The 24,643-nt window shown below is 34.4% G+C and carries 26 protein-coding genes, 1 other RNA gene and 1 pseudogene; 10 read left to right on the top strand and 18 right to left on the bottom strand.

All coding sequences use genetic code 11. The features are described 5' to 3' along the window. Nucleotides 1-8: 8 nt before the first annotated feature. The 11 genes and pseudogenes from AC5YGB_RS05255 to AC5YGB_RS05205 form a co-directional block, all read right to left on the bottom strand. Complete coding sequence (locus AC5YGB_RS05255; protein ID WP_496136852.1) at nucleotides 9-314, bottom strand: YbaB/EbfC family nucleoid-associated protein; 306 nt, start codon at nucleotides 312-314, stop codon at nucleotides 9-11. After that, nucleotides 307-1,926 (bottom strand): DNA polymerase III subunit gamma/tau, encoded by a 1,620-nt coding sequence (gene dnaX, locus AC5YGB_RS05250; protein ID WP_496136851.1) that lies wholly within the window; start codon nucleotides 1,924-1,926, stop codon nucleotides 307-309. Before dnaX ends, AC5YGB_RS05255 begins: the two co-directional genes overlap by 8 nt. Before the next feature lie 28 nt (nucleotides 1,927-1,954). After that, nucleotides 1,955-2,050: signal recognition particle sRNA small type (ffs, locus tag AC5YGB_RS05245), an RNA gene on the bottom strand. 82 nt (nucleotides 2,051-2,132) lie between these two features. Beyond that, nucleotides 2,133-2,912 carry an aminotransferase class IV gene (locus tag AC5YGB_RS05240; protein WP_496136850.1) on the bottom strand — a complete coding sequence of 260 codons (780 nt, stop codon included), beginning with the start codon at nucleotides 2,910-2,912 and terminating at the stop codon, nucleotides 2,133-2,135. 60 nt (nucleotides 2,913-2,972) lie between these two features. Further along, a pseudogene (locus tag AC5YGB_RS05235) lies at nucleotides 2,973-3,702 on the bottom strand (amino acid ABC transporter ATP-binding protein). A gap of 14 nt (nucleotides 3,703-3,716) precedes the next feature. Next, complete coding sequence (locus AC5YGB_RS05230; RefSeq protein WP_053819990.1) at nucleotides 3,717-4,379, bottom strand: amino acid ABC transporter permease; 663 nt, start codon at nucleotides 4,377-4,379, stop codon at nucleotides 3,717-3,719. Next, the gene (locus AC5YGB_RS05225) at nucleotides 4,379-5,101 is read right to left on the bottom strand and encodes an amino acid ABC transporter permease (RefSeq protein ID WP_053819991.1); all 723 of its coding nucleotides are present in this window, start codon (nucleotides 5,099-5,101) and stop codon (nucleotides 4,379-4,381) included. Before AC5YGB_RS05225 ends, AC5YGB_RS05230 begins: the two co-directional genes overlap by 1 nt. Nucleotides 5,102-5,177: 76 nt before the next feature. After that, on the bottom strand, nucleotides 5,178-6,062 hold the full coding sequence (locus AC5YGB_RS05220; protein ID WP_496136849.1) for a transporter substrate-binding domain-containing protein: 885 nt from the start codon (nucleotides 6,060-6,062) through the stop codon (nucleotides 5,178-5,180). 203 nt (nucleotides 6,063-6,265) lie between these two features. Further along, nucleotides 6,266-7,408: a serine hydrolase gene (locus AC5YGB_RS05215; RefSeq protein WP_496136848.1), complete on the bottom strand. Its 1,143-nt coding sequence runs from the start codon at nucleotides 7,406-7,408 to the stop codon at nucleotides 6,266-6,268. A gap of 83 nt (nucleotides 7,409-7,491) precedes the next feature. Further along, nucleotides 7,492-8,628, bottom strand: a complete 1,137-nt coding sequence (gene rodA, locus AC5YGB_RS05210) for a rod shape-determining protein RodA (protein ID WP_496136847.1) — start codon at nucleotides 8,626-8,628, stop codon at nucleotides 7,492-7,494. Continuing rightward, entirely contained in the window at nucleotides 8,625-8,987 is a 363-nt protein-coding gene (locus tag AC5YGB_RS05205) for an MTH938/NDUFAF3 family protein (RefSeq protein WP_496136846.1), read from the bottom strand. The genes rodA and AC5YGB_RS05205 overlap by 4 nt, the downstream gene beginning before the upstream one ends. A 147-nt stretch (nucleotides 8,988-9,134) precedes the next feature. On the opposite strand from AC5YGB_RS05205, the gene gltX reads away from it, so the two are divergent. The 10 genes from gltX (at nucleotide 9,135) to AC5YGB_RS05155 (ending at nucleotide 17,955) form a co-directional block, all read left to right on the top strand. Then, nucleotides 9,135-10,520 carry a glutamate--tRNA ligase gene (gene gltX / locus AC5YGB_RS05200; protein WP_496136845.1) on the top strand — a complete coding sequence of 462 codons (1,386 nt, stop codon included), beginning with the start codon at nucleotides 9,135-9,137 and terminating at the stop codon, nucleotides 10,518-10,520. Nucleotides 10,521-10,547: 27 nt separating this feature from the next. Then, complete coding sequence (locus tag AC5YGB_RS05195) at nucleotides 10,548-11,486, top strand: AEC family transporter (protein WP_496136844.1); 939 nt, start codon at nucleotides 10,548-10,550, stop codon at nucleotides 11,484-11,486. 113 nt (nucleotides 11,487-11,599) lie between these two features. Then, complete coding sequence (gene trxA, locus AC5YGB_RS05190; RefSeq protein WP_496136843.1) at nucleotides 11,600-11,926, top strand: thioredoxin TrxA; 327 nt, start codon at nucleotides 11,600-11,602, stop codon at nucleotides 11,924-11,926. Between the two features lie 131 nt (nucleotides 11,927-12,057). Beyond that, complete coding sequence (rho, locus tag AC5YGB_RS05185; protein WP_496136842.1) at nucleotides 12,058-13,320, top strand: transcription termination factor Rho; 1,263 nt, start codon at nucleotides 12,058-12,060, stop codon at nucleotides 13,318-13,320. A gap of 39 nt (nucleotides 13,321-13,359) precedes the next feature. Continuing rightward, nucleotides 13,360-14,526: an LPS export ABC transporter permease LptF gene (gene lptF / locus AC5YGB_RS05180; protein ID WP_496136841.1), complete on the top strand. Its 1,167-nt coding sequence runs from the start codon at nucleotides 13,360-13,362 to the stop codon at nucleotides 14,524-14,526. Continuing rightward, entirely contained in the window at nucleotides 14,519-14,905 is a 387-nt protein-coding gene (queF, locus tag AC5YGB_RS05175; protein WP_496136840.1) for a preQ(1) synthase, read from the top strand. The genes lptF and queF overlap by 8 nt, the downstream gene beginning before the upstream one ends. Then, nucleotides 14,902-16,041 (top strand): polynucleotide adenylyltransferase PcnB, encoded by a 1,140-nt coding sequence (gene pcnB, locus AC5YGB_RS05170; protein ID WP_496136839.1) that lies wholly within the window; start codon nucleotides 14,902-14,904, stop codon nucleotides 16,039-16,041. The genes queF and pcnB overlap by 4 nt, the downstream gene beginning before the upstream one ends. Beyond that, entirely contained in the window at nucleotides 16,038-16,853 is an 816-nt protein-coding gene (locus AC5YGB_RS05165; protein ID WP_496136838.1) for an SDR family NAD(P)-dependent oxidoreductase, read from the top strand. The genes pcnB and AC5YGB_RS05165 overlap by 4 nt, the downstream gene beginning before the upstream one ends. Before the next feature lie 15 nt (nucleotides 16,854-16,868). Then, nucleotides 16,869-17,093, top strand: a complete 225-nt coding sequence (locus AC5YGB_RS05160) for an exodeoxyribonuclease VII small subunit (RefSeq protein ID WP_496136837.1) — start codon at nucleotides 16,869-16,871, stop codon at nucleotides 17,091-17,093. Next, complete coding sequence (locus AC5YGB_RS05155) at nucleotides 17,080-17,955, top strand: farnesyl diphosphate synthase (RefSeq protein ID WP_496136836.1); 876 nt, start codon at nucleotides 17,080-17,082, stop codon at nucleotides 17,953-17,955. Before AC5YGB_RS05160 ends, AC5YGB_RS05155 begins: the two co-directional genes overlap by 14 nt. Here the strand turns inward: AC5YGB_RS05155 and AC5YGB_RS05150 are convergent. The 7 genes from AC5YGB_RS05150 to AC5YGB_RS05120 are packed head-to-tail and all read right to left on the bottom strand — an operon-like array spanning nucleotide 17,952 to nucleotide 24,566. Then, nucleotides 17,952-18,896, bottom strand: coding sequence for a beta-ketoacyl-ACP synthase 3 (locus AC5YGB_RS05150; RefSeq protein ID WP_496136835.1), 945 nt, complete (start codon nucleotides 18,894-18,896; stop codon nucleotides 17,952-17,954). The genes AC5YGB_RS05155 and AC5YGB_RS05150 overlap by 4 nt on opposite strands. Before the next feature lie 10 nt (nucleotides 18,897-18,906). Further along, the gene (gene plsX, locus AC5YGB_RS05145) at nucleotides 18,907-19,929 is read right to left on the bottom strand and encodes a phosphate acyltransferase PlsX (protein ID WP_496136834.1); all 1,023 of its coding nucleotides are present in this window, start codon (nucleotides 19,927-19,929) and stop codon (nucleotides 18,907-18,909) included. Nucleotides 19,930-19,936: 7 nt separating this feature from the next. Then, nucleotides 19,937-20,137: a 50S ribosomal protein L32 gene (rpmF, locus tag AC5YGB_RS05140; RefSeq protein WP_020025363.1), complete on the bottom strand. Its 201-nt coding sequence runs from the start codon at nucleotides 20,135-20,137 to the stop codon at nucleotides 19,937-19,939. A gap of 3 nt (nucleotides 20,138-20,140) precedes the next feature. After that, entirely contained in the window at nucleotides 20,141-20,665 is a 525-nt protein-coding gene (locus tag AC5YGB_RS05135) for a YceD family protein (protein WP_496136833.1), read from the bottom strand. A 47-nt stretch (nucleotides 20,666-20,712) separates the two neighbouring features. Then, entirely contained in the window at nucleotides 20,713-21,459 is a 747-nt protein-coding gene (gene rlmB, locus AC5YGB_RS05130) for a 23S rRNA (guanosine(2251)-2'-O)-methyltransferase RlmB (protein ID WP_496136832.1), read from the bottom strand. Between the two features lie 12 nt (nucleotides 21,460-21,471). After that, entirely contained in the window at nucleotides 21,472-22,350 is an 879-nt protein-coding gene (locus AC5YGB_RS05125) for a peptidylprolyl isomerase (RefSeq protein ID WP_496136831.1), read from the bottom strand. Beyond that, complete coding sequence (locus tag AC5YGB_RS05120; RefSeq protein ID WP_496136830.1) at nucleotides 22,350-24,566, bottom strand: LPS assembly protein LptD; 2,217 nt, start codon at nucleotides 24,564-24,566, stop codon at nucleotides 22,350-22,352. Before AC5YGB_RS05120 ends, AC5YGB_RS05125 begins: the two co-directional genes overlap by 1 nt. Between the last annotated feature and the right edge of the window lie 77 nt (nucleotides 24,567-24,643).

Genomic DNA, 24,643 nt, shown 5'->3' with positions numbered 1-24,643 from the left:
TTAAATAACTAAAAAGGTAAGTTAAGACCACCGGTCACATTTTTCATTTTTTCTTTTGAAATTTCGCCTATCTTTGAAGAGGCATCGTTTACAGCGATCATAATTAAATCTTCCAGCATGTCTTTGTCAGACATTAGTGTTTCATCTACAAAAATATTTGTAACTTGATGATCACCATTCATTTCTACTTTTAGAGCTCCTGAAGCCGAGGCACCCTCACAGGTGAGTGATTTAATTTCTTTTTGAACTAATTCCATGTCCTCCTGCATTTGTTTGGCTTTTTGCATCATTCCTGCCATTCCACCTTTAAACATTATCAGACTCCTTTATTGATTTAATAGATTTTAGATCAACCTGAGATTTAAAGACCTCCTGAAGCTCTTGAAGGCCATCATCACTTAAAAATTGATTTTCTGTTTGCTTTTGTATTTGTTTATTCTTAACTGACTCTTTTTGTGATAAAGAACTTCCATTAGTCTCACCTGGCTCTATCATTAATACTAGAGCTGGATAGATTTTATGAAGCGCATTTCTAATTGACTCTTCAGTTTTAGTTGTATGCAAGTTAACAAATTCCTCGCTCAGCGTCAGCGTGAGGTTTTGATCAATTAATGATTTAAATACTGTATTTTTCACTAGCATTTTCGATGCACCATTAAAGTCAAGCTGAGTTATAATTTTTTCCCATCCATCTTGGGATTTGATATCTAAGTGGTTGACCTCCTTATTAGAAATATCACTCTGTTTATTTGATGTTGTTGAGGGAGCCTTAGAGTTGTTTTTGCTTGGATTTTTCTTCAGAGATACAGATGGATTAGGATTTAGAGTTTTTTTTTCACTGGCTTCAAAATTTGGATGAAAAGTAATCATTCTTAGAAGCGTCATTTCAAGGCCAATTTGCTCACTAGGGGAAAGACTCATATCTTTTTGTCCATTAATTGCTATTTGATAGTAAAGCTGCAAATCTTGAGCAGTAAATTGATTGGCAAGATCCATTAGTTCTGGAGAGAATTGCTTTTCATCATTTATAATTTGAGCTATGGAAATTTTATGGAATAGTGAGGTTAAATCTTTTAGTGCATTCGAGAGGCTTTCTCCTTTATGCGCCATTTCTTTCACAAATAATAAAATTTTCTCGGCATCTCGATCACATACTAAAGAAGCAAGATTACTGATCTCATCATGATTGATAAGTCCAAGCATTTCTTTTAAATCCTTTTCTAAAACACTACCATTTCCAAAAGATATGGACTGATCTAGAAGACTTAGGGCATCTCTCATTGAGCCATTTCCAAATTCAGCAATTTTTGATAGTGCATTGTCATCAAACTTAAGATTCTCTTCATTCATAACAAACTTGAGATGATTCAAAATCTCATCATGAGAAAGCTTATTTAAGTTGAATTGCAGGCAGCGCGAGAGGATTGTGATAGGGAGTTTCTTAGGATCAGTTGTCGCTAGTAAAAATTTAATATGAGAAGGCGGCTCTTCTAAAGTTTTTAGTAGCGCATTAAAGCTGCTTTTTGAAAGCATGTGGACTTCATCAATAAGGTAAATCTTGTAAAGATTTTTGGTGGGCGTGTACTGAGCGTTATCAAGAATCTCTCTCATGTGGTCAACGCCGGTATGAGAAGCAGCATCAAGTTCAATTAAATCAACTGATTGACCTTTATCAATCTCAATACAGGTCGCACATTTTCCACATGGAGTAGAGCTTACACCTTCCTCACAGTTAACAGATTTTGCAAAAATTCTTGCAATTGTTGTCTTTCCGACGCCACGCGTTCCAGTAAACAAAAATCCATGATGTAGGTTGTCACTGTCTAACGCATTTACAAGTGTTCTTATGGTGTGAGTTTGACCAACTAGTTCTTTAAAATTATGAGGTCTATATTTTCTAGCTAAAACTTCGTAGTGTTCACTCATTGCTAATTAGGTCATTGAATTAAGGTAGTGCCGAGAATAGAATCCAACACATAAAAAAATTATTACCGTTGCTCCCTTCCAGGCCTGGCGGGGTTCATAACTATTTATTGTCGGTTTACCCTCGACACTAATTTAGATTTTACTTGAATTGATTATTGTAATTATTTTATATTGGATGATTAGATGTGTTTTTTAAGATTTAAGATTTAAGATTTAAGTTTTTGGTATTGATCGTATACTAATGACCATACTGGACCTGCATAACCATTTGAAATCAACATACCATCAATACTTGTGATCGGAAGAATTTCTCTTGTTGAACTGCTAATCCATACCTCATCTGCTTGCATTAGTTCCTCTTTAGTAAATTTCTCTTCTTTTACCTTAATGCCTAAATTTTCAGCGCACTGAATTGCAATTTTTCGTGTAACTCCTGGAAGAATGTTTGGTCCTTTTGGGTGCGTGTATAAGCAGTTGTCTTTAACAATAAACACATTTGAGCTTGAGGCTTCAGTAACTATTCCATCTCTGTAAAGAATGGCTTCTTCCGAATCACTTTCTTTAGCTTCTTGCGCATAGAGCGTATTTGCTAGTAAAGAGGTTGCTTTAGTATTACTTTTAAGCCATCTTATATCTTCTCTGGTGATGGCAGATTTTCCTTTTATTAGGTCTCTTTTGTCTTTTGGTTCAATGCAGCTTGATTGAATATAGATGGTTGGTTTTAATTTTCCATAAGTATGCTTTCTATTTTCATCACAACCTCTAGAGATTTGCAAATATATTGCTTGACTTGAATTTTTATTATTAAGCGTAACAACCTTATTGATGAGGTTAATCCATTCATCTTTAGAATGAGGGTTTTCTATATTTATTGCATCAAGACCATCTTGCAGTCGATTTAAATGAGGCTCTAATCCAATAACGGTATTATCATAAACTGGAAAAACTTCATAAATGCCATCACCAAAAAGAAAACCACGGTCCATTACTGGTATATATGCTTTATCTTTTGGGATAAAATTTCCGTTCAGATATACCATTATTACTTAGTGGTTTAATATCTTAGAGAGGAATTCTTGAGCTCGATCACTTCGTGGAGATCCAAAAAAATCTTGCGAAGGGGCATCTTCAATAATTTTCCCATAATCCATAAATATGACTCGATCAGCTACTTTTTCTAGCAAAGCCCATTTCATGAGTAACAACCATCATTGTCATCCCCTCTTTTGCGAGTTTTACCATCACATCTAAAACTTCATTGATCATTTCTGGATCTAAAGCAGAGGTTGGCTCATCAAAAAGCATCGCCATTGGCTCCATGGCTAGGCCTCGAGCTATTGCAACACGCTGCTGTTGGCCACCTGATAGTTGTGAAGGATACTTTTCAGCATGTTCTGTTAGACCAACACGCTCAAGTAAAGCTTTTGCTTTATGATCTGCCTCTTCATCTGTGCGTCCTAATACTTTCATTTGTCCAAGTTTTATGTTTTCAGTGACATTCATGTGTGGGAAGAGTTCAAAGTTTTGAAATACCATTCCAATTTTTGAACGCATTTGATCTAGGTCAGTTGATTTATTAGTGACGCTTATTCCAGAAACTGTTATCTCACCGCTTTTAACTGATTCTAAACCATTAATTGTTTTAATTAAAGTGCTTTTTCCAGAGCCGGAGGGTCCGCATACAACAATTACTTCACCCTTGGAAACTTCTAGTGAACAATCATTCAAAACCTGAATCTTGCCATACCACTTATTTACAGATTTCATTTTAATCATATTGTCTTTCTTATTCATAATTCATTATTTATCCTTTTTTGGAGATATTTAACGCCTAGGGAGGCAGCAAAACAAAATACAAAATATACAAGTGCAACAAAAAGGAACATCTCAACAAGTCGTTGATCACGATTTGCAACTATTTCAGCACTAACAAGAAAATCTCTTAATCCAACCACATAAACTAATGATGTGTCTTGGAATAAAATAATTGCCTGAGTCAAAAGTATAGGAGTCATTGCCCGAAAAGCTTGAGGAAGAATAACATAACGCATACTTTGGATATAAGTAAGGCCCATTGCTCTAGCCGCTGCAAGTTGCCCAAGTCGAACTGAGTTTATTCCAGCTCTTATTATCTCTGAGTAGTATGCAGCTTCAAATAGAATAAAAGCTACTAATACAGATGAGAAAGCACCTACAGGTCGACCAACAATAAGTGGCACGAGAAAAAACAACCAAAAAATTACTAATATAAGAGGTAATGATCGGAAGAAATTGACGTATGCTGCAGAAAATTGAGATAAAACTGGTATTTTAGCGATACGTAAAAGCGCTAAAAATGTTCCTAAGATAATACCCCCTACAATAGCAAGTCCTGTCAAAAGAAATGTCATTTTAATGCCTTCCCATAAGAGCGAACTATTAGCAGGAATAACAGAGAAGTCTAGCTCAAACACTATGAAGCTCCTTTTGAAAATGAACCTGGAAGAGCCGTTCTTCTGTCTATTTGTTGCATCAAAGCCATAACAGTAAATGTAACAAGAGAATAAATAATGGTTGCAGCAGTAAAAGCTTCAAAACCTTGGAAAGTGTATTCTTCAATTTGACGAGTCATCGCCGTTAGTTCAATCACCCCAATTGTAAGAGCTAAAGATGAGTTTTTAAATATTGTGAGAAATTCACTTGTTAATGGCGGAAGAATTATTCTATATGCGTTTGGGAGCAATACATATTTGTAGACTTGCACTTCAGTCATACCAATTGCACGACCAGCTTGCCGTTGATCCTCCCCAACAGCATTTATTCCAGAACGAACTTGTTCGCAAACCCTTGATGCAGTATAAAGCCCAATTGAAATAATAGCAGTCGTTAATGCTGGATAAGGCATATCTCTTTTTACCCATCTCGACCAATCATCTGTGAGAAGTTCAGGGAAAACAAAATACCAAAGAAAAATTTGTACTAAAAGAGGTATATTGCGAAAAAGTTCAACATAACAGGTGGCGATTAATCTTAATGATTTTTTACTAGAAGTGCGAAATATTCCTAAAATTGAGCCAAGGGAAAAAGCAATAATCCAAGCCAAGATTGATATTAGGATGGTCCAGCCTAATGCAGAAATCATCCATCCCAGATATGGATCTCGAAACAAAATGCCCCAATCCCAATTGTAGTTCATACCTATCCTTAGTTCTTAATATGACAAGGCGTGTGAAAACACACGCCTTGTTTTTTGTTACATTTAAAAGTTTAAATTAATTTGGCAATGCTTGAACTTGGAATGCAACACGCAATGTTGAAGACATTGGCATATTGATCGAAGTTGGTCCTGGTTCGAACCATTTTGCATAAATTTCAGCCATTTCACCTGATCTCATTAAACCAGCAATTGTCGCACGACCTAATCGTTCAAAAGTTGAATCATTGCGTTGAACCATTAAAGCATAAGGGTCAAACGATAGAAAGCGACCAGTAACTTGATAGTTTGAAGGGTTGTCAGATTTAGAAATCAAACCATACAAGAGTACATCGTCTGATCCATAAGCATCAATACGGTCTGTTTTAAGAGCTAACCAGCCCTGACTGTGATCTTTAACTGTTACGACTTTAATGTCTAAACCACCAGCAGCAATTGCTGCCTTTATGGCTTTTTCATTTGTAGTGCCAGCTGACATACCAATAACCATTCCATTCATATCCTCAAGTTCACTGATACCAGATCCAACTTTTGAGGCAATTTTTGTGCCTGTGATAAATGTAGTAGGTAAATACTCAACTTGTTTTTGACGAGTCAAGTTGTTTGTAGTAGAGCCACACTCCATATCAATAGTTCCATTTGCTATTAAAGGTATACGTGTTTGACCAGTAACTGGAACATAGTTAATGTCTAAACTACTCACTCCAAGTTGATCTTTAATTGCATCAACAATTTTATGGCAAAGATCTATCGAATAACCCTCAGGTTCATTATTAGCACCAATGTAAGAAAATGGAATTGAGGTTTCGCGATGTCCAATATTGACCACACCACTATCTTGAATGCGTTTAAGAGTGGGGCTATCTCCAGCATCAGCAATTGCAGGCACTGAAAAAGTAAGTGCAGAAATAAATGCTGCAATGAATATCATTTGTTTTTTCATTTTTAAAACTCCTATTAGTTAATATTGTACTTTTGATTAATCAAACTTGTTAAAAGTACAATCTTAGTATATCAATATATTTACTCAATTGAATTAAAAAATAGATTTAAGTGATTTATTCTAAAAATTAACGGAAGTTAAGTTAAAACTTTCAGTAATTTTCTCGACTGTAGGATTTGGTTAGTATTTTTAAGATATAAATACTACCTAAACATAAGTTTCACAGTATCGATCATTTTTGATACAAAGCCAGCTTCATTAGCATCCTCTAAAGCTATAAGAGGAAGCGTAGCGATATCTTCATCATTAAAGCTAATAGAAAGGGTTCCAACTTGATCACCCTGGTTAATTGGGGCGATTAAGTCGCCTTCAAGGTTGATCGTTTGGGTTGTATATTTAAATTGATTTCGTGGCAATGTTAAGTAGCTAGAGTCAGCTATACCCACTTTAATGTTTCCTATTTTGGATTTATAAACAGGAACCTGATGAGATATGTCGTTCACTGATTGCGTTTCAAAGAAGCGAAAGCCATAGTCAAGCAGCTTCTCAGTTTCAGCTGTTCTGATGGCAGGGCTTGCAGAGCCTAGTACAACTGAAATAAGTCTCATATCGACGCGATTTGCACTGGTAGCAAGACAGTAGCCTGCCTTCTCAGTCCAGCCCGTTTTTAAGCCATCAACAGTACTATCCGTGAACAATAGCTTGTTGCGGTTAATTTGCTTAATGTTGTTATAGGTAAATTCTTTTTGGCCATACCATTCATAAAAATCAGGGAATTCTTTTATGATTACTGAAGACAGGAGGGCCATATCTTTGGCGGTTGTATACTGGTCCTTGTTAGGCAAGCCTGAGGAGTTTTCAAAGCGAGAGTTTGACATGCCAATTTCTTGAGCATAATCATTCATAAATAAAACAAAGGTGCCTTCGGAGCCAGCTACATGTTCTGCAAGAGCAACTGAGGCATCGTTACCTGATTGAATGATCATACCCATAAGCAGGTCTTCAAGCTTAATCATTTTACCGACTTCAATAAAGCTTCTTGAGCCGCCCGTTTTCCAAGCTTTTTCACTTATTTTGACCTCATCATCAAGAGATATAAAATCTTCTTTTAGTCGTTTGAAGATTACATAAGAGGTCATTATCTTGGTCAAACTGGCAGGTGATCTTCTTTCATTTTCATTTTCACCCGCAAGAATTTTGCCAGAGTTATGATCCATCAAAACATAAGACTTAGCTGCTATTGGAGGTGAGTCAGGAATGTAAAAACGGGGCTCTTCAGCAATGACATTTGAGAATATAAATATTAAAAAGAAAGATTTTAAAAATGTGAAGATATTTGATTTCATGAGATTGTATTTGCCCAGTATTTGATTGATTGAAGAGGTTAACTAATCTAAGTAATTGTATTCAACAAATTGATTATAACGAGTTACTGTAAATATCTTGGACTTTTATGTTTATGAATCGACATAATAATTCCAAAACTCGCCATAAGGGTAATCAAAGATGAGCCACCATAGCTGACTAAAGGTAATGGAACTCCAACAACAGGTAAGAGGCCAGATACCATGCCTATATTCACAAAAATATAGGTAAAAAATACGAAGGTGAGGCTTGCCCCAAGTAGTCTGGAGAAATTGTCTTCGCACCTAAGAGATAAATTCATGCAGCGAAAAATAATAAGCGCATAGATTAGAATCAGTAATATGAACCCTAGGAACCCAAGTTCTTCAGCTAAAACAGAGAATATAAAGTCTGTTGATTGCTCAGGTACAAAATCAAGTTGAGACTGAGAGCCTCTCACAATTCCTTTACCTGTAAAGCCTCCTGAGCCAATAGCAATTTTTGATTGAATGATGTGATAACCCGATCCAAGTGGATCTGATTCAGGATTAAACAGAGTGAGAATTCTTCTTTTTTGATAGGCAATCAACAGGTAATTCCAAGCAAAATAGAGTAATCCCGCAAGAGAGCTAGATAAAATAACTAGGTTGAGCCAAATATTTTTAACTAGCATCACTCTAAATCCAGAGAAGAATAATACATATACTCCTGAAGCGCCAATTAATAAAGAGGTTCCAAGGTCAGGTTGTCTTGCAATCAATATTACAACAGTGGCAATTGTTATGAGTGAAATAATGACTGGAAACGCTCTTGGAGGAAGCGTTTTTTCACTCAGTATCGCTGCAATAGTCATTGGAACAATAATCTTCATTAGCTCCGACGGTTGAAATCGAACAAATCCAAGGTCGAGCCAACGCTGGGCACCACCTCCTGAGCTTCCAAAAAATAGAACAAGTATTAATTGAAAAATACCCAAAAGCATTAATATGGGAGCAAACCTTAGCATGATGATAGGTGGAATTTGAGCAATTACAAGCATTACAGAGGTGGCAAGGCTAAGATGAATCATCTGCCTATAGACAAGGTTTAGAGATCCTCCTGAACTACTATATAAAATCAGTAATCCAAAAGATGATAGAAGAATAAGAAGAATAAGAAGAGGCGTATCAATTTTGAAGAATTTATAAAAGTTGACTAACTTTTTTAATAAAAAAACAATCATAAAAGCAATAAACCAATTTTCCTAAGATCTCCTAAGAGCAGGTTGAAGCTTGAACATGCCGATGTATTATTCATGCATTCAACGCCAAGGCCAAATTCAGAGAGTTCAATTTGCTGCTTAGGAGAGAGAAATTTTGGCGAATTTCCTGTACCAATAATCAATAGATCAATGGGGTCTTTTACAACTAGTGGAAATAAAAATTCTTTTCCTATGTCACCTAAATTTTTGATTGAAACTTCACTAGCGTTATTAGCTGAAACAAAGCATGGCCTATTTAATTTGGAATGTGAGATTGTTATAGAGGATTCATCTACTGAAATAATGGTATTTGTATTCGCGTTTTGCTGAGTGAATTCCATTAATTTGCAAGTGTATTTGGGTGTTGGGGGAATATTATAACAGTGTAAAATTAACTTAACATTTTGATTTATTTTAAGTGATCAATAACAATCAATTTATTTTTATAATGTTTAAAACTTTTTCTATTGTTTTTTGAAGAGTAATTAATGAAATCAAGATTTGCACCTTCACCAACTGGTTATTTGCATATTGGCGGCGCCAGAACTGCTCTTTTTGCTTGGCTTTGGGCTAAAAAAACAAGCAGTAAATTTGTATTGAGAATAGAAGACACTGATAAAGAGCGATCAACTCAGACTTCTGTAAAGGCCATTTTAGATGGAATGGAGTGGCTGGGTCTTGACTATGACGAAGGCCCAATTTATCAAAGCGATAGAACTGAGCGTTACAATGAAGTTATTAATGAACTGCTTTTAAATGGTAAGGCTTATTATTGTGATTGCTCTAAAGAGCGTTTAGAAGAGATGAGAGAAAATCAGATTGCTAATAAGGAGAAGCCTAAATATGATGGATGTTGCCGAAATAAAGCCTTAAAGAATGGTGTTATTCGATTTCTTAATCCTGGCGATGGGTCAGTAATATTCGATGATTTTGTAAAGGGTGGGGTGAGAATTGCAAATTCTGAGTTAGATGATTTAATTATCTCAAGGACAGATGGCTCTCCAACATACAATTTAACTGTTGTGGTTGATGATCATGATATGGAAATTGACTGCGTGATAAGGGGTGATGATCATATCAATAATACTCCAAAACAGATTAATCTTTATAAAGCGATGGGATGGGCTTTGCCCGAGTTTGCTCATGTTCCAATGATCCTTGGCTCAGATGGTTCTCGTTTATCAAAAAGACATGGAGCGCTTAACCTTCTGGCATATAGAGATGAAGGCTATTTGCCTGAAGCACTATTAAATTATATTGTGAGGCTTGGTTGGTCAAACGGAGATCAAGAAATTTTTTCAGTACAAGAGATGATTGATCTTTTTGAGCTAAAAAATATAAATAATTCCCCAGCTAGCTTCAATCAGGAAAAGCTAGATTGGATTAATCAGTCCTATATTAAGTCCACTGAAATCAATAATCTTGTCGAAAATCTTAAATGGCATCTCAATAATTTAAATATTAATCTAGATAATGGCCCTAATATTTATGAGTTGGCTGATTCTCTCAGAGAAAGGTCGGCTTCACTAGTTGATATGGCACAGAGCTGCGTCATGTTTTATTGTGATTTTGATAAGTTTGATTCAATTCAGGCAAATAAGGTATTCAACACTAATTCTAAGCCAATTCTAGAAGATCTATTGTTCAATCTCAATTCAGTCGATAGCTGGACTGTTGAGAATATTCATTCAGTCATAAAGATTATTTGCGATGAACATGATGTAGGTTTTGGCAAGGTTGGTCAGCCTTTCAGGTTGGCTCTAAGCGGTAATGGTAAGTCTGGAAGTATTGATATAAGTGCTCAATTTGTTGGCAAAGAAAGAACTCTGGCTAGACTAGAAAAAGCTATTGATTGGGTTAATAATCATAGTTAGAAAATACTATTTCATATTAAAGAGTAAATGCTTTTAAACTTCTTTCAAATCTTTCTATTGGTCTCCCCAGTCTTTCTTTTAATTATTCTTGGCAATTTTTTGAGAAGAATAAAAGTACCCGACATCTCTTTTTGGGAGATTAACGATAAGTTATGTTATTGGGTTCTCATTCCGGCATTATTATTCCACTATATATCTCAAATTAATTTATCTTCAGAAATGCTTTATAGCTATTCTATAATCATTTATGTAGGATTTCTTATTGCAATATTGACTGTTCTTATTCTAGGCAAATTGCTTGGATACCCTCCAGAAAGATGGACATCAATACTTCAAGGAGCAGTCAGACAAAATGCTTTTATTGCTTTAGCAATTACTGGAAGTCTTTTTGGAGATGAAGGTTTAAAAATAGCCTCAATATTTATGCTTATCTATGTTCCTAGCATTAATATTATTATAGTAACAACCATGGTAATGAATTTTGGCCAATCAAAAAAAAATACATCAAATAATGAATTTAAAACTGTATTTGTCGAGTTAAGCAAAAATCCTTTTATCCTTTCAATGATTGCAGGTCTAATATTTTCAATAATTCAATCAGAAAAATTAAAAGTCATTATTGATACTTCTGGTTTGCTTGGTTCTGCAGCTCTTCCAATAATGTTATTAACTATTGGCGCTAAGATTAAGGTTCGAGATTTGGCTTTAACTATTACTCCAATCCTAATATCAAATGTTCTTAAATTATTAGCTTTACCAACGATTGCTTTTTTTGTAGCAAATTATTTGAAACTCAGTGAGATTGAAGTGATAGTTGCAGTTATTTTTGCAGCCGTGCCTACTGCTGTTAGCTCTCACACACTTGCTAGACAGTTTGGGGCAGACGATCAATTAATGACTAGCATAATAACTACACAAGTGATTTTGTCTTTTATCACGATACCGATATTTCTTGCATTTATTTAATAAAACTGGCCACGATTAATCTTTTTTTAAATAAACAGAATTCCCTAAAAGAAGTGTTATAATGTTGTATACAGGTTATTTCAACTCTATTTACACATTCCATTTTTTAGTACATGAACGACAAAATTATCGTAGTTAATGACTCCTCATTTGAGGAAGATGTTGTAAAATCTTCACAACCAGTATTAGTAGACTTTTGGGCAGAATGGTGTGGCCCGTGTAAGGCTCTTGCGCCAATTCTTGATGAAATCGCAGATGAATATGATGGAAAGATTACAATTGCTAAAGTCAATGTCGATGAAAACGTTCAATTACCACCCAAATATGGCATAAGAGGAATTCCTACCATGCTCTTATTTAAAGATGGAGCTGTTCAAGCCACAAAGGTTGGCGCTCTCTCAAAGGCGAATCTAAATGCTTTCTTGGATTCAAATATTTAACTATTGACCTAATTTCTTTACCATATATTATAAAACAATTTAATAAATCACCCTTTATAGCAAACACTTATTTCTAATGTTTGTTTCATCTGGCTATATGCCAACTCTTAAAAAAATACTTATAAATCTATATGAAACTATCAGAACTTAAAATCAAAACGCCTGCCGAGCTTCTTGAGCTCGCTCAATCTCTCGGAATTGAAAATATTTCTAGAGCAAAAAAACAAACTCTCATATTTGCCATTCTTAAACATAAGGCCGACAATGAAGAGGAGGTTTTAGGGGATGGTATTTTAGATATATTGCAAGAAGGGTATGGTTTTTTAAGGTCATCAAATGATTCGTATGTCTCTGGTCCTGATGATATTTACGTTTCTCCTAATCAAATCAGACGCTTTAATTTATCAACTGGTGACGTAGTTACGGGCAAGATTAGGGCGCCAAAGAAGGGTGAAAAATACTTTGCACTTGTAAAAGTTTCAGAAGTTAATGAGGATTCACCTGAGAATATAAGAAATCGAATTCCATTTTCTTCTCTAACCCCTCTTCACCCAAATCAAAGACTTGGTCTTGAGCTTGGAAATGGTGGTACAGAAGATATAACTGCGAGGGTAATTGACCTTGTTGCTCCATTTGGAAAAGGTCAAAGAGGGCTTTTAGTTGCTCCACCAAAAGCTGGAAAAACAATGATTATGCAAAATATTGCTTCTTCTATATCTGTTAACCACCCAGAGTGTGAATTAATTGTATTGCTAATTGATGAAAGACCTGAAGAAGTTACTGAAATGGAGCGTACAGTTAGAGGAGAGGTGATTTCTTCTACATTTGATGAACCTGCTAAAAGACATGTACAAGTGGCAGAAATTGTTATTGAAAAAGCAAAAAGAAGAGCGGAGCAAGGTAAAGATGTTATTATTTTACTTGACTCAATTACCCGTTTAGCTAGAGCTTACAATACTGTTGCACCTTCCTCGGGTAAAGTTTTAACTGGTGGTGTTGATGCTAATGCACTTCAGAGGCCAAAGCGTTTTTTTGGAGCAGCGCGTAATATTGAGAATGGTGGAAGTATTACTATTATTGCAACAGCTCTTGTTGACACGGGCTCTAAAATGGATGAAGTTATTTATCAAGAATTTAAGGGTACTGGTAATATGGAGCTTCATCTCGAGAGAAGATTATCTGAAAAACGTATCTTCCCTGCTATAAATATTAATGCATCTGGTACAAGGCGTGAAGAACTTATTACAGATGAGCAAGAACTTCAAAAAATGTGGATTTTAAGAAAGATTCTTCACCCAATGGATACTGTCGAAGCTGCTGAGTTCTTAATTGAAAGGCTAAGATTCACTAAGACTAATGATGAGTTTTTTGATTCAATGAAACAAAAGAAGTAAAGGCTCGCATTTTGGCAAGAGTATTTTATAATTAGCTTTATGCTGTTAAAAATCTTTAATTTTCCTGGAACAATAATTTCAAGATACTTGCTGAAAAATCTAGTAGTTTTTTTTGTGTCCATTTTTTTTATTATTGGACTTGTTGTTTTTGGCAATCAATTTGTTTTAACGGTTCAAGAGAGTGTAGAGCATGGCATTCCTTTTCGAGAGCTTATGCCTATTGTGAGTTTTAATATGCTTCGAGATCTGCCAGTTATATTGTCACTTTCCCTTTTTTTGGCTATCATTGTTTCTATTTCACAACTTTATAAAAACTCTGAAGCGGTAGTTATGAACTCCTTTGGAATTAATGATAAAAGTTTTATTTATTGCCTTCAACCCATAATTATTTTATCTTTTGTTTTGGTTTTTATTTTAACTATTTATACTGTGCCTTGGGCTAAACAGCAAAAGAGTTATGCGGAGGATGAAACAGTTAATGCTTCAGAGTTTTCCTTTATTACAGAAGGTAAGTTTGAAAGTTTCAAAAATGGTGAGATTGTTTTTTACGCCTCAGAATCCTCACTCACAGCCAATGAGGGCGAACAAAATCTGGAGGAAATCTTCATTTATGTCTCTAGGAAAGATAGTCCAATTATTGTTTTAGCATCAGAGGCTACAAAATATACCAATTTAGTAAGTGAAAGTATTTATTTAAGGCTTAAGAATGGTGTCCGTTACGAAGGTCTTCCTGGGGACTTAAATGTAAATATTATAGATTTTGACCTTTATGACTTAGAAATAGTTTCTGGAGAAGTTCAACAATCACTTTCCAATTTTTCTGAAATTGAAGAAATATCTTCAATTGAATTAATCACTTCAGGAGGTCTTCAAGAAAAAGCTGAGATGCAGTGGCGTTTTTCTCAACCACTATCAATTTTGATTTTGTCTGTTATTGGGGTTTTTTTGGGTAAAACTTCTCCAAGGACTGGTAAAGGTATTAACCTTTTATTTGGCATTATTATTTTTATGATTTACAATAATGGACTACTTGTGGCTAAAACCTCCATTGAGAATGGAGAATTGCCTCCAATAATTGGCTTATGGTCAATTCATCTAATATTTATTTTATCTGTATTAATTTTTTATCAGCTTAGACAAGGAAATATCGATGATTTTATTGATAAAATACGTTCTTTAATGAAACCTGAGAAAAGTAATGTCTAGTTCACCCAGTAAAATATTAGAAGTCTTTGATAATCCAAATTCTGATAGAGATTTTGTAATTCGTATTGATTCATCAGAATTTACATGCCTTTGCCCATTAACAGGTCAGCCAGACTTTGCTGACATTCATATTGAGTATATCGCAGACAAATTTTGTGTGGAGTTAAAAGCATTGAAGAACTATTTTTGGTCTTATAGAAATGAAGGTGCTTTTCATGAAGCGGTAACTAATAAAATTTTAGATGATTTGGTTGAAGTTATGAATCCAAGATTTATTAGGCTAAAGGCTGTCTTTAATGTAAGGGGCGGTGTTTATACAAATGTTGAATGCGAACATAGAAAAGAAGGTTGGTCTCCAAGAGAAGTTGTTAGTCTATGAGTCCAGTTCGTCAAAAGGTTAAATTTGACAAAAAATTATTAGATCAAGATGCTTTAAAGGTCTTAAAAAAATTAAATAAATCAGGCCATGAGACTTATTTAGTTGGGGGTTGCATAAGAGATATTCTTCTTGGACACAAACCTAAGGACTTTGATATTGCAACTAGTGCAACTCCAGAACAAATTCATAAACTTTTTAAACGTTCTAGAATCATTGGAAGGCGTTTTAAGTTAGTTCATATTATGTTTTCAGCGAGAAAATTCATTGAAGTTGCAACTTTTCGTGCTGGTAAAGTTCAAACCTCAAATGATGGTTTGGTACTTAGAGATAATTATTATGGGACCCTAGAAGACGATGTTTTTCGAAGAGACTATACTGTAAATGGTCTTTATTATGATATTAAAAAATCTGAAGTTATTGATTATGTTGGTGGACTTGATGATTTAAAAGCTTTAAAAATTAAAATGATTGGTGACCCCTTAGAGCGTTTTGAGGAAGATCCAGTTAGGATGATTCGAGCAGTTCGTTTTCGGGCAAAATTGAATGCAAACATTGAATCTCAGCTTATTGAAGCAATTCAAACAAATTCTCAGTTACTTGCAAAAATCCCTCAAGCGAGACTTTATGAGGAGGTTATAAAGCTTTTTCATAATGAAAATTCGATTGAAATATTCCATGAGCTTGATCGACTGGGTCTTTTAAGTCACCTTTTTTCTCAAACTGAAGAAAATTCATTTGTTAGCGCTTCGTTAATCAACACCTCAGAAAGAATTAAAAGTGGTAATAGTGTTACTCCAGCATTTCTATTTGCAGTTTTCCTGTGGTCTGCAGTGAATAAAAGGTTTAATCAAATAAGTAAAAAAAACAAATCTCGAATTGAGTTAATGCTTCAGGCTTCTGAAGATGTCATTAAGAAACAAACACAGCAAGTGATGATGCCAAGATGGCTCTCATCTCGAGTCAAGGACATATGGTTAATGCAATATCAGTTAGAGAACTATAATCCAAAAAAATCAAAAGCACTTATTAGAAACCCTCGTTTTAGAATGGCTTATGATTTTCTTGTGTTAAGATCTGAAAGCATTGATAAAGATTTAAAAGCTAAAGCAGAGTATTGGACCAATATTCAAAAATGAAATCTGTTTTAATTACAGGCTGTTCAAGCGGCATTGGTCTTTGTATAGCAAAAGGACTTAAAGAGAAGGGGTATCGAGTCTTTGCTTCAGCAAGATCTTCTGATGATGTCAAAAACCTTCAAAATCTTGGTTTTGAGTCTCTTCTTTTAGATTTAGCTTCATCGGAGTCAATAAATGATGCAGTAATTAAACTTTTTGAAATGACTGATAATCTTTATGCATTAATTAATAACGGCGCATATGGACAAGCTGGCGCACTTGAGGATATTTCGAGAGATACTCTAGAAAAGCAGTTTCAATCTAATGTTTTTGGTTGGCATGAGCTTACAAACTTAGTTCTTCCTGGGATGAGAAATATTAATTCGGGTAGAATTATCTATATAAGCTCTGTACTGGGTTTTGTGGCAATGCCTTCTAGGGGTGCATATGTTGCATCAAAGTTTGCTATTGAAGGGCTTGTTGGCACATTAAGATTAGAGTTAAGTGATACAAATATCAAGTTATCTTCGATACAACCAGGTCCAATAGAATCAAAATTTAGAGAGAACGCTTATTTGGCATTCAAGCAAAATATTGATATTTCAAAAAGTCATTATAAGAATCAATATAAATTAATGATAAAAAGGCTTCAGTCTGGCAAAAATGCTAAATTTACTCTTCCTCCTGAGGCTGTTTTAAAGAGTGCAATACATGCATTAGAGTCCAGTAATCCAAAAAATTACTATCGAGTCACCTTTCCAACAAAACTTTTTTCTATATTGGGTAAAATATTTCCAAGTAAATGGATGGACTATATTTTAAATCAATCATAAATGAGAGGTCCTAAGATGGCTGAAAAATTTAATTTTAATAAAGGTTTGTTAAAACTTGAAGACATTATTAACAAAATGGAGTCGGGTGATTTAAGCTTAGAAGAATCCTTGAAATATTTTGAAGAAGGCGTTAAGATTCATAGGCTATGCCATACTGCGCTTTCAGATGCTGAGCAGCGAATTAGTGTTTTAAGTGAAAGTGACAACTATAACGAAGAAAAATCTTTTGAAGATTCATGATCAATATAGGGAGCGAGTTAACTCATGCTTGGATAGTTATTTAAGCTCCATTCCTTCTAGCCCTAATTCTGATATAAAGCTTAGGGATATTATGAAATATAGCGTTTTAGCTGGAGGTAAGAGATTTAGGCCAATCTTAACTTATACAGTAGCTAGTTTATATGACTCAGAAATAGAAAAAGCCGACTCAAGCGCTAGTGCAATTGAATTAATTCATATTTACTCTCTAATCCATGATGACTTGCCTGCAATGGATGACGATGACATTAGGCATAATCAGCCTGCAAATCATAAGGTTTTTGGCGAGGCTCAAGCTATTCTTGCTGGCGATGGTCTCCAGGCTTTGGCATTTAGTCTAATTTCAAATGACCCTCTTATTAATGCTGATACAAAAATAAAGCTTTTAGAGTTAATGGCTAAATCATCCTATTCTATGGCAGAGGGGCAATCAATTGATTTATCTGTTGTTTCCAAAAAAGTTGATCTAAATATTCTTAATAAAATGCATCAAAAGAAAACTGGCGCTTTGCTCAATTGTTCTATTAAATTTGGTGCATTATTAAATCATGCTAGTGAAAATGATTTATCAATATTAGAGTCATTTGCAAGTCATTTAGGCCTTGCCTATCAGATTCAAGATGATGTTTTAGATGTAACTACTTCTGACGAAGTATTAGGTAAGCGTCAAAACTCAGATGCAGTAAAAAACAAACCTTCCTACCCTTCAATTATTGGCCTAAATGAGTCCATCAAAACTTTTGAAAATCTATATCAAAGTGCTCAAGATGAACTAACACAACTAAGTGTTGAAAGTAAGCCGTTAAGGTTACTTACTAAAAGGCTGATGAATAGGGCATTTTAATATTCTAAGAGTATACTCCCCCAGCTAAAGCCTCCACCAATCCCTTCAAATAATAGCGTGTCTCCTTTTTTAATTCTTCCATCTCTAACGCCTGTATCAAGCGCAAGGGGGATAGAAGCAGCTGAGGTATTCCCGTGCTTATCAAGAGTTATAATAACTTTATCTAGAGGTAATTTAATCCTCTTAGCAATAGCATTAATGATTCTAATATTGGCTTGATGAGGCACCATCCAGTGAATATCTTCTGAAGTCATATTACAATCTGTAAGTGTCTCCTCAGCAACCTCAGATAGTTTATTAACTGCAATTTTAAATACCTCATTCCCTTCCATTTCTATAGTTCCTAATTCATTTATTCTGTTGTTGTTTACATGAAGTGAAGATAGATATTTTCCATCACTGTAGAGTTTAGAGTGTTTAATTCCTGTGTTGTTATCAGCACTTAGAATTACAGCGCCAGCACCATCAGCAAACAAAATAGCTGTAGAGCGGTCATTCCAGTCAACAATCCTAGACATTGTTTCACTTCCTACAACTAAAATATTTTTAGCAGCTCCATTTTCAATGTATTGCTGTGCAGTTGTTAAAGCAAAGACAAAGCCTGCGCATACCGCTTGAAGATCAAAGGCTGGACATGAAGCTCCAAGTCGATTTTGAAGTATTGTTGCAGTTGCAGGAAAAATTTTGTCTGGCGTTGTTGTTGAAAGAATAATAAGATCAATATCTTCTGGTTTAAGTTCTGCCATTGATAGGGCTTTAATGCTAGCTTCAAGGGCAAGATCACAAGTATTTTGGTCAGTTACAATTCTTCTTTCCTTAATGCCTGTTCTTGCAGTAATCCACTCATCAGAGGTATCGAGTGTTTTTTCAAGATCAAAATTAGTGACAACTTTTGGAGGCAAGTAACTTCCAGTTCCAATAATTCTTGCAAATTTTTTCATGATTCAATAATTATTTATGTTCTTCTAATTCTCGCGTTAATTGTGCTGAGATTTTGTCTGTTATTTTAGCATGAGCCTCTAAATAGGCTTCTTTGATTGCTTGGAAAAATGAATCAACGTCTGCATTGCCATGACTCTTAACAACGACACCTTTTAGCCCAAGTAGGCTTGCACCATTGTATTTTCCCGGATCAACTTTGGATTTAAAGTCTCTCATAATTGGCTGCGCTATTAAAGCGATAAGTTTGGTAAAAAGGTTTTTATTAAATGACTTCTTGATAAAATAGGAGAACATTTTTGCAACTCCTTCACTTGCCTTGAGTGCAATATTCCCCTCAAAGCCATCACAGACTATGACATCTACATTTCCTTTGTAAATATCATCACCCTCAACAAATCCAATATAGTTAAGGGATGAATTTTTTAAGAGTTCTGAAGTCTCTTGACTTTTTTCATTTCCTTTTAATTCCTCAGAGCCAACATTTAAAAGTCCTACTGAAGGATTTTCTATATTTTCAGTATTTTGAACTGCTATGGAGCCCATGATTGCAAATTGAAGAAGGGTGCTAGGTCTTGAGTCAATATTTGCACCTAAGTCTAGAACATGGGTTGGTCCAGTTAGAGTCGGAACGGCTGACATAATAGCAGGCCTATCGACCCCTTTAATAGTTTTAAGTACAAACCGTGCAATGGACATGAGTGCGCCTGTATTGCCAGCACTTACGCAAGCATCAGCATCACCATTTTTAACTAGATTAATAGCAATCCTCATTGAGGAGTCTTTTTTGTGTCTTAGGGCCACAGAGGGGGAATCACTCATATTGATAACCTCTGAGGCATGAGTGACATCAATACGATCAGCAAAATTTGAATAAGAAGAATTTTTATTCAGTTCATTCTTAATTCCAGCCTCATCACCTACAAAATTGATTAAAAGATCATCATAGGTCTTTAAAGCATTAATACCAGCATTAATAGTGACTGAAAATCCAAAATCACCACCTGAGGCATCTATTGATACCCTTATAGACATGGATTCTTTAGGCTTCTACTTCTTCGATATCATCAGCTGCAGATTTTATTACCTGCTTCCCACGATAATATCCATCAGCGGTAATATGATGTCTAAGGTGAGTTTCTCCTGTTTCTGGATCTTCAGACAATGCAGGATTTTTTAACGCATTGTGAGAGCGACGCATCCCTCTTTTAGAAGGTGTCTTTCTGCTTTTTTGAACTGCCATTTTTTACTCCTTGCCAAAATCGGCTATTTTAATATTTTTTAGAACATCGAAAGGATTTTCATGAACCCTTTCAACTTTTATTTCTGATTCAACTTTTAAACTGCAATCAAATTCATGAGATGGCGCCATTGGAAGTGACAAAAGAAGCTCATCAGATATTAAATCCAATGTATCTATCTCTTCATCCTCTCCTAAAACATATACCTCGTAAACTTTATCTAGTCCTTCTGCTTGGCTTTCATATCTTACAAAGGCAAGATTAAAAAACACCTTTAAATCTAAATCTAGAGCATCTAAGCACCGCTGACAATCTAAAACTATCTTAGAATTAATTATCCCCTTAACACAAGGGGTTTTTCCATTTTCTAAATGAAAAGATAAATTCACTTCTAAATTGTCTTCAGTATTCCTTGCTAGATCTGAAACTCTAGGCACGTTTGCAATTTTATATACACCATGCAAATTAACTTCTTTTTTAGCAAAGTTAAATAATTTTATAGTTTTTGGAAGCTGCGAAGTCTTTTCCATTATCTAATTTCTAAAGCCGAAAATTATACCCAAAATTTTTATGTATGTTAAGTGGATTCTCTTTGTCTTTTGCTCTCGAAAAGAGCAATACCTGTGGCAACAGAGACGTTAAGGCTTTCAATATTTCCAGACATCGGTATAGTAACAATTTGATCACATGATTCTTTAATTAACTTTCTAATTCCTTTGCCTTCTGTACCCATTACTATTGCAGTAGCATCAGTTAAGTTTACATCATAAATAGTTGATTTTGAGTTACCGTCTAATCCAATAACCCATATTCCTCTTTTTTGGATTTCTTTGATTGTTCTTGATAGGTTTGTGACATGAAAGATTTTAAGGCTATTTATAGCCCCAGCTGAAGTCTTATGAACTAGAGCATTAATAGGTGCAGAGCCATCTTTATTAATGACCACATAATCAACTCCAGCAGCGTTAGCACTTCTTAGGCATGCACCTAAGTTTCTTGGATCTTGGATTGAATCTAAAACTAATATTAATGGGCTTGAAGGGGTATCGCTAATAGATTTTAAAAGTGATTTCTCATTAAGTAATGGAGGAAGTATCACTTCGGAAATAACTCCCTGATGAGCCTCACCTTTTGCCATTCGATCTAATTCATTTCTATCAGCAGTTAAGAAGTTTATTTGCTGACTTGTAAGTATATTTATTAAATCATTAGCTCTTTTATCTTTTCTGTTAATTTGAACAAAAACTTGAATAATAGACTCAGGACTAGTTTTAAGCAAACTTTCAATGCTATGAAAGCCGAATAAATTAATAGATTTGGACATTAAAATTCTGTCTTAAAGTAATTTGTCATAATAAATTTCGATGTTAGCTTCTTCTCTTAGATTTGTTAGCCAATCTGAATAATACATTTCAGCATGATCATAGATCACTCTCTCTTTGCATTCTTTAAGTTTACTACTAATAAAACGTTCATCAACTTTTATTGCTATTGCAAGTCCAAAATTAGTTATGTAGACCTCTGAAACTTCTTTATTATCTAGTGAATCTAGCATCTCTAGTGTTGGGCCTTTAACCAAAAGCCAGTCTGTAATGCCACCATTTTGGTAACTCGGATGTTGTGAATGCAGTTTTGCAAATGCCTCAAATGAAGCCCCTTTTTCGATATGCTTAGCAAGCTTTTTCAAAAAAGTTGTTATCAATAAATTTTTTTTGTCTAAATCATATACTTGAGAATCTATTTCAGAAACAATGATTTGGGCAATCTTAATTTGTTTTTGATCCTTTGTCGAGTTGTTATTTGAGCACACTTCTATAACTTGCTCTTCAGAAACTGTCAAATCTTTAGTAATAAATCTTTGTAAATTTAAAATTGACAATTTCTCTAACACTTGATTCTTTACAGCAGAAAAATCATCAAAATTCATTAATTCTTTCAAAGAGAGATTGTTACCTTGAGCAATATCATTTAATACGCTTTCAATATCTCTCTTAGTTGGAGTTAGTTGCAGTTGAGTAGCTTTTTGTACTTGCAAAATATTATCAATATAATTATTGACAATTATTATTTGTTCCTCCTTTGAATTAGAATCATTCAAAAAAATTTGGACTGAATTTAGAGTAACAGGAGTATTGTTGATTAATGCAATTATAGTATTATTTGACAATACACTACTTGTGAAGGTTACAAGAAGCAAAACAAAGATTTTTTTCATTATCTTAAGTCAGCAGAATATCCAGGTATTTTCTTTTGAATTTTATTTTGCAGGTTAGAGGTTGAAGAGCCAAGCCCATTAAGAACTAATTCCATTCCAGTAGTATGATTGTATCCTCCAGAAGAATTATCATCTTTGAAGTGGGCAATTCTAAAAGCCCAGCAACATGACTCATAAGCAATTCCGACTGTTTCAGCATTTGTTACTCCAGTCGAGGTAATTTTATCAAGGCCACCAAATACATGGATTGAGTTCGAAAGTGGGTAAGCTCCATAAATTTTCTTAGTTTCCTTTGTACCTTCATCAATCAAGCTAAGTGAAATAAATTGCTTTGGTTTTGGGCTATAAGAGATAGTATTAGTATTCATTTCAACTTTGGATTTTTTTGGATTATATTGAATAGCAGACCTTATAGAAAACTTGTCTATAGCCATATCTATTGAAGCCACAATATCAGAATAAGATTTCCTAGTTTCGAAGTTAGTGTTTGCACTATCACTTACTACTTCATCATCAGTGTAATAGGTTTGTGCAACCTTAAGGCTAAGTATATCTTTATCATTCTTTAAGGCGCTAACTTTTCTATAGTTAGACTGAAGACTAAGAGTAATATCGTTAGCATTAGTGATTCTATCTAGGCCAGTATATCTTTCTCCAGAGGTAAGATCGGAGAAGCTTATAATATCATCGTATTTGTCCGTACTATCAAATAATGGAATATTTCCTTGAACTTTTTTTGCCCTGTAATTGTAAGTTATTAATGGGCTGATAGTGTGGTAAACGTTGTATCCAAAAAGATATGAATTATTTATAGTAGTGAAGTCTATGTCTAGACCAGTACCAAAGATTGTTCGATTTATATTTGGACTATTTTTTAAAGAATAATTTGTTATTGAAACGCTTGCTCTAGGAGTTATTTTTGGATATTTAACATTTAATTCTCTGGAGGCACTAACATTTCCATGTGTTCTTGTTCCTGAGTCTTTTGTAGAAATGTCATGATCAAATCTAGTGCTGACCAAATCTAGTTGGATTGGCATTTTAGATTCTGCGTTAAGTGTTTTAGAGGCTAAAGCCTCTATAGATTTTGTATAAGTCGAAGTTCCTGAATTAACTATTTGCTCATCTTCAGTCAAGACATGTAAATACAGATTATCATCATTATCTGTATAGGAATATTTAACAAATGATATTAGTTTTTCTAAATCAGTGTTTTGCCTATCAATATCTTCAAAAAATTTTGAATCAGAAACACGATAAAATCTTGCACTAAGGTTGACTTTATCAGTTAAGTCAATATCCTCAGAGAAGTCAATAAGCCATCTCTTTAAATTTGTAATTTTGTCTTCAGGTAAGTACTTAGTTTCAATTTTAATCTTTGAAGTGTTACTATCATTAAGCTGAGGAAGAAGTTGTCGATACTTTCCTTCATAAATCACACCTCTGCTAGACATGAATGTTAAGGCGGTCAATAAATCACGATCAGGTGCCAAGTTAAAATAGTATGGTACTCTTAAACTAGTTTCAGTATCTGGATTTCCAGATTCCTTGTATCTAGAGTAGTCTGGAGATAAAAAACCTGAGCCTCGACCAGAAAGAACCCAACTATATGTTGGTGTATAAAAAATTGGAACACCATAAAATTTCAGAACAGCATTATTTGCTTTACCTCTGTTACTTTCTGTATCTAAGTTTATTTGGCTTGCTTCAATTAACCAGTTATTTTCATTGATTGGGCATAAGCTAAATGTACTGTTAGACAAAAGAATTTTGCTAGGTGTTTTTTTAATTAATTCAGTATATCCATTTGCACCTCCATGCCCTATAGAATAGTCTTGATAATAGGCATTTGTTGCAGAAGCTGTAATTTCATCATTTTTTTGAACAACAGATAATGAGTCCCCTGAAATAAGATATGAATCATCTTGATATTTAACTTGTCCAGAAGCCACTAATGTGTCATCAACTGTTGAAACCTCAACACTGTCACCAGAAAGAAACAACTTTTCAGAAGCTACTGCAACATTACCCGATAACATATAATTTCCATCAATTATTTGACTTTCATCGGCTTCTACATCGAGGCCACTTGTATTTTTAGAAAACTTTTTGAGTGGAAAGATAAGATCATGCTCTGCACAATTATCGCAATTAGCTAACTTTGGCGAACAACTTAACTTAATTTCTGCATTTATGGAAAAGTTACTTAAAATCAAAATGAAAAATATTAAAAGCCTTTTCATAATTTAACTTCATAGAAAAGATTGTATTTTATCATTATAAATTATTAATA

It is taken from the genome of Candidatus Pseudothioglobus sp. uisw_142, assembly GCF_059512465.1.
This window is presented reverse-complemented; position numbering and strand designations above follow the sequence as displayed.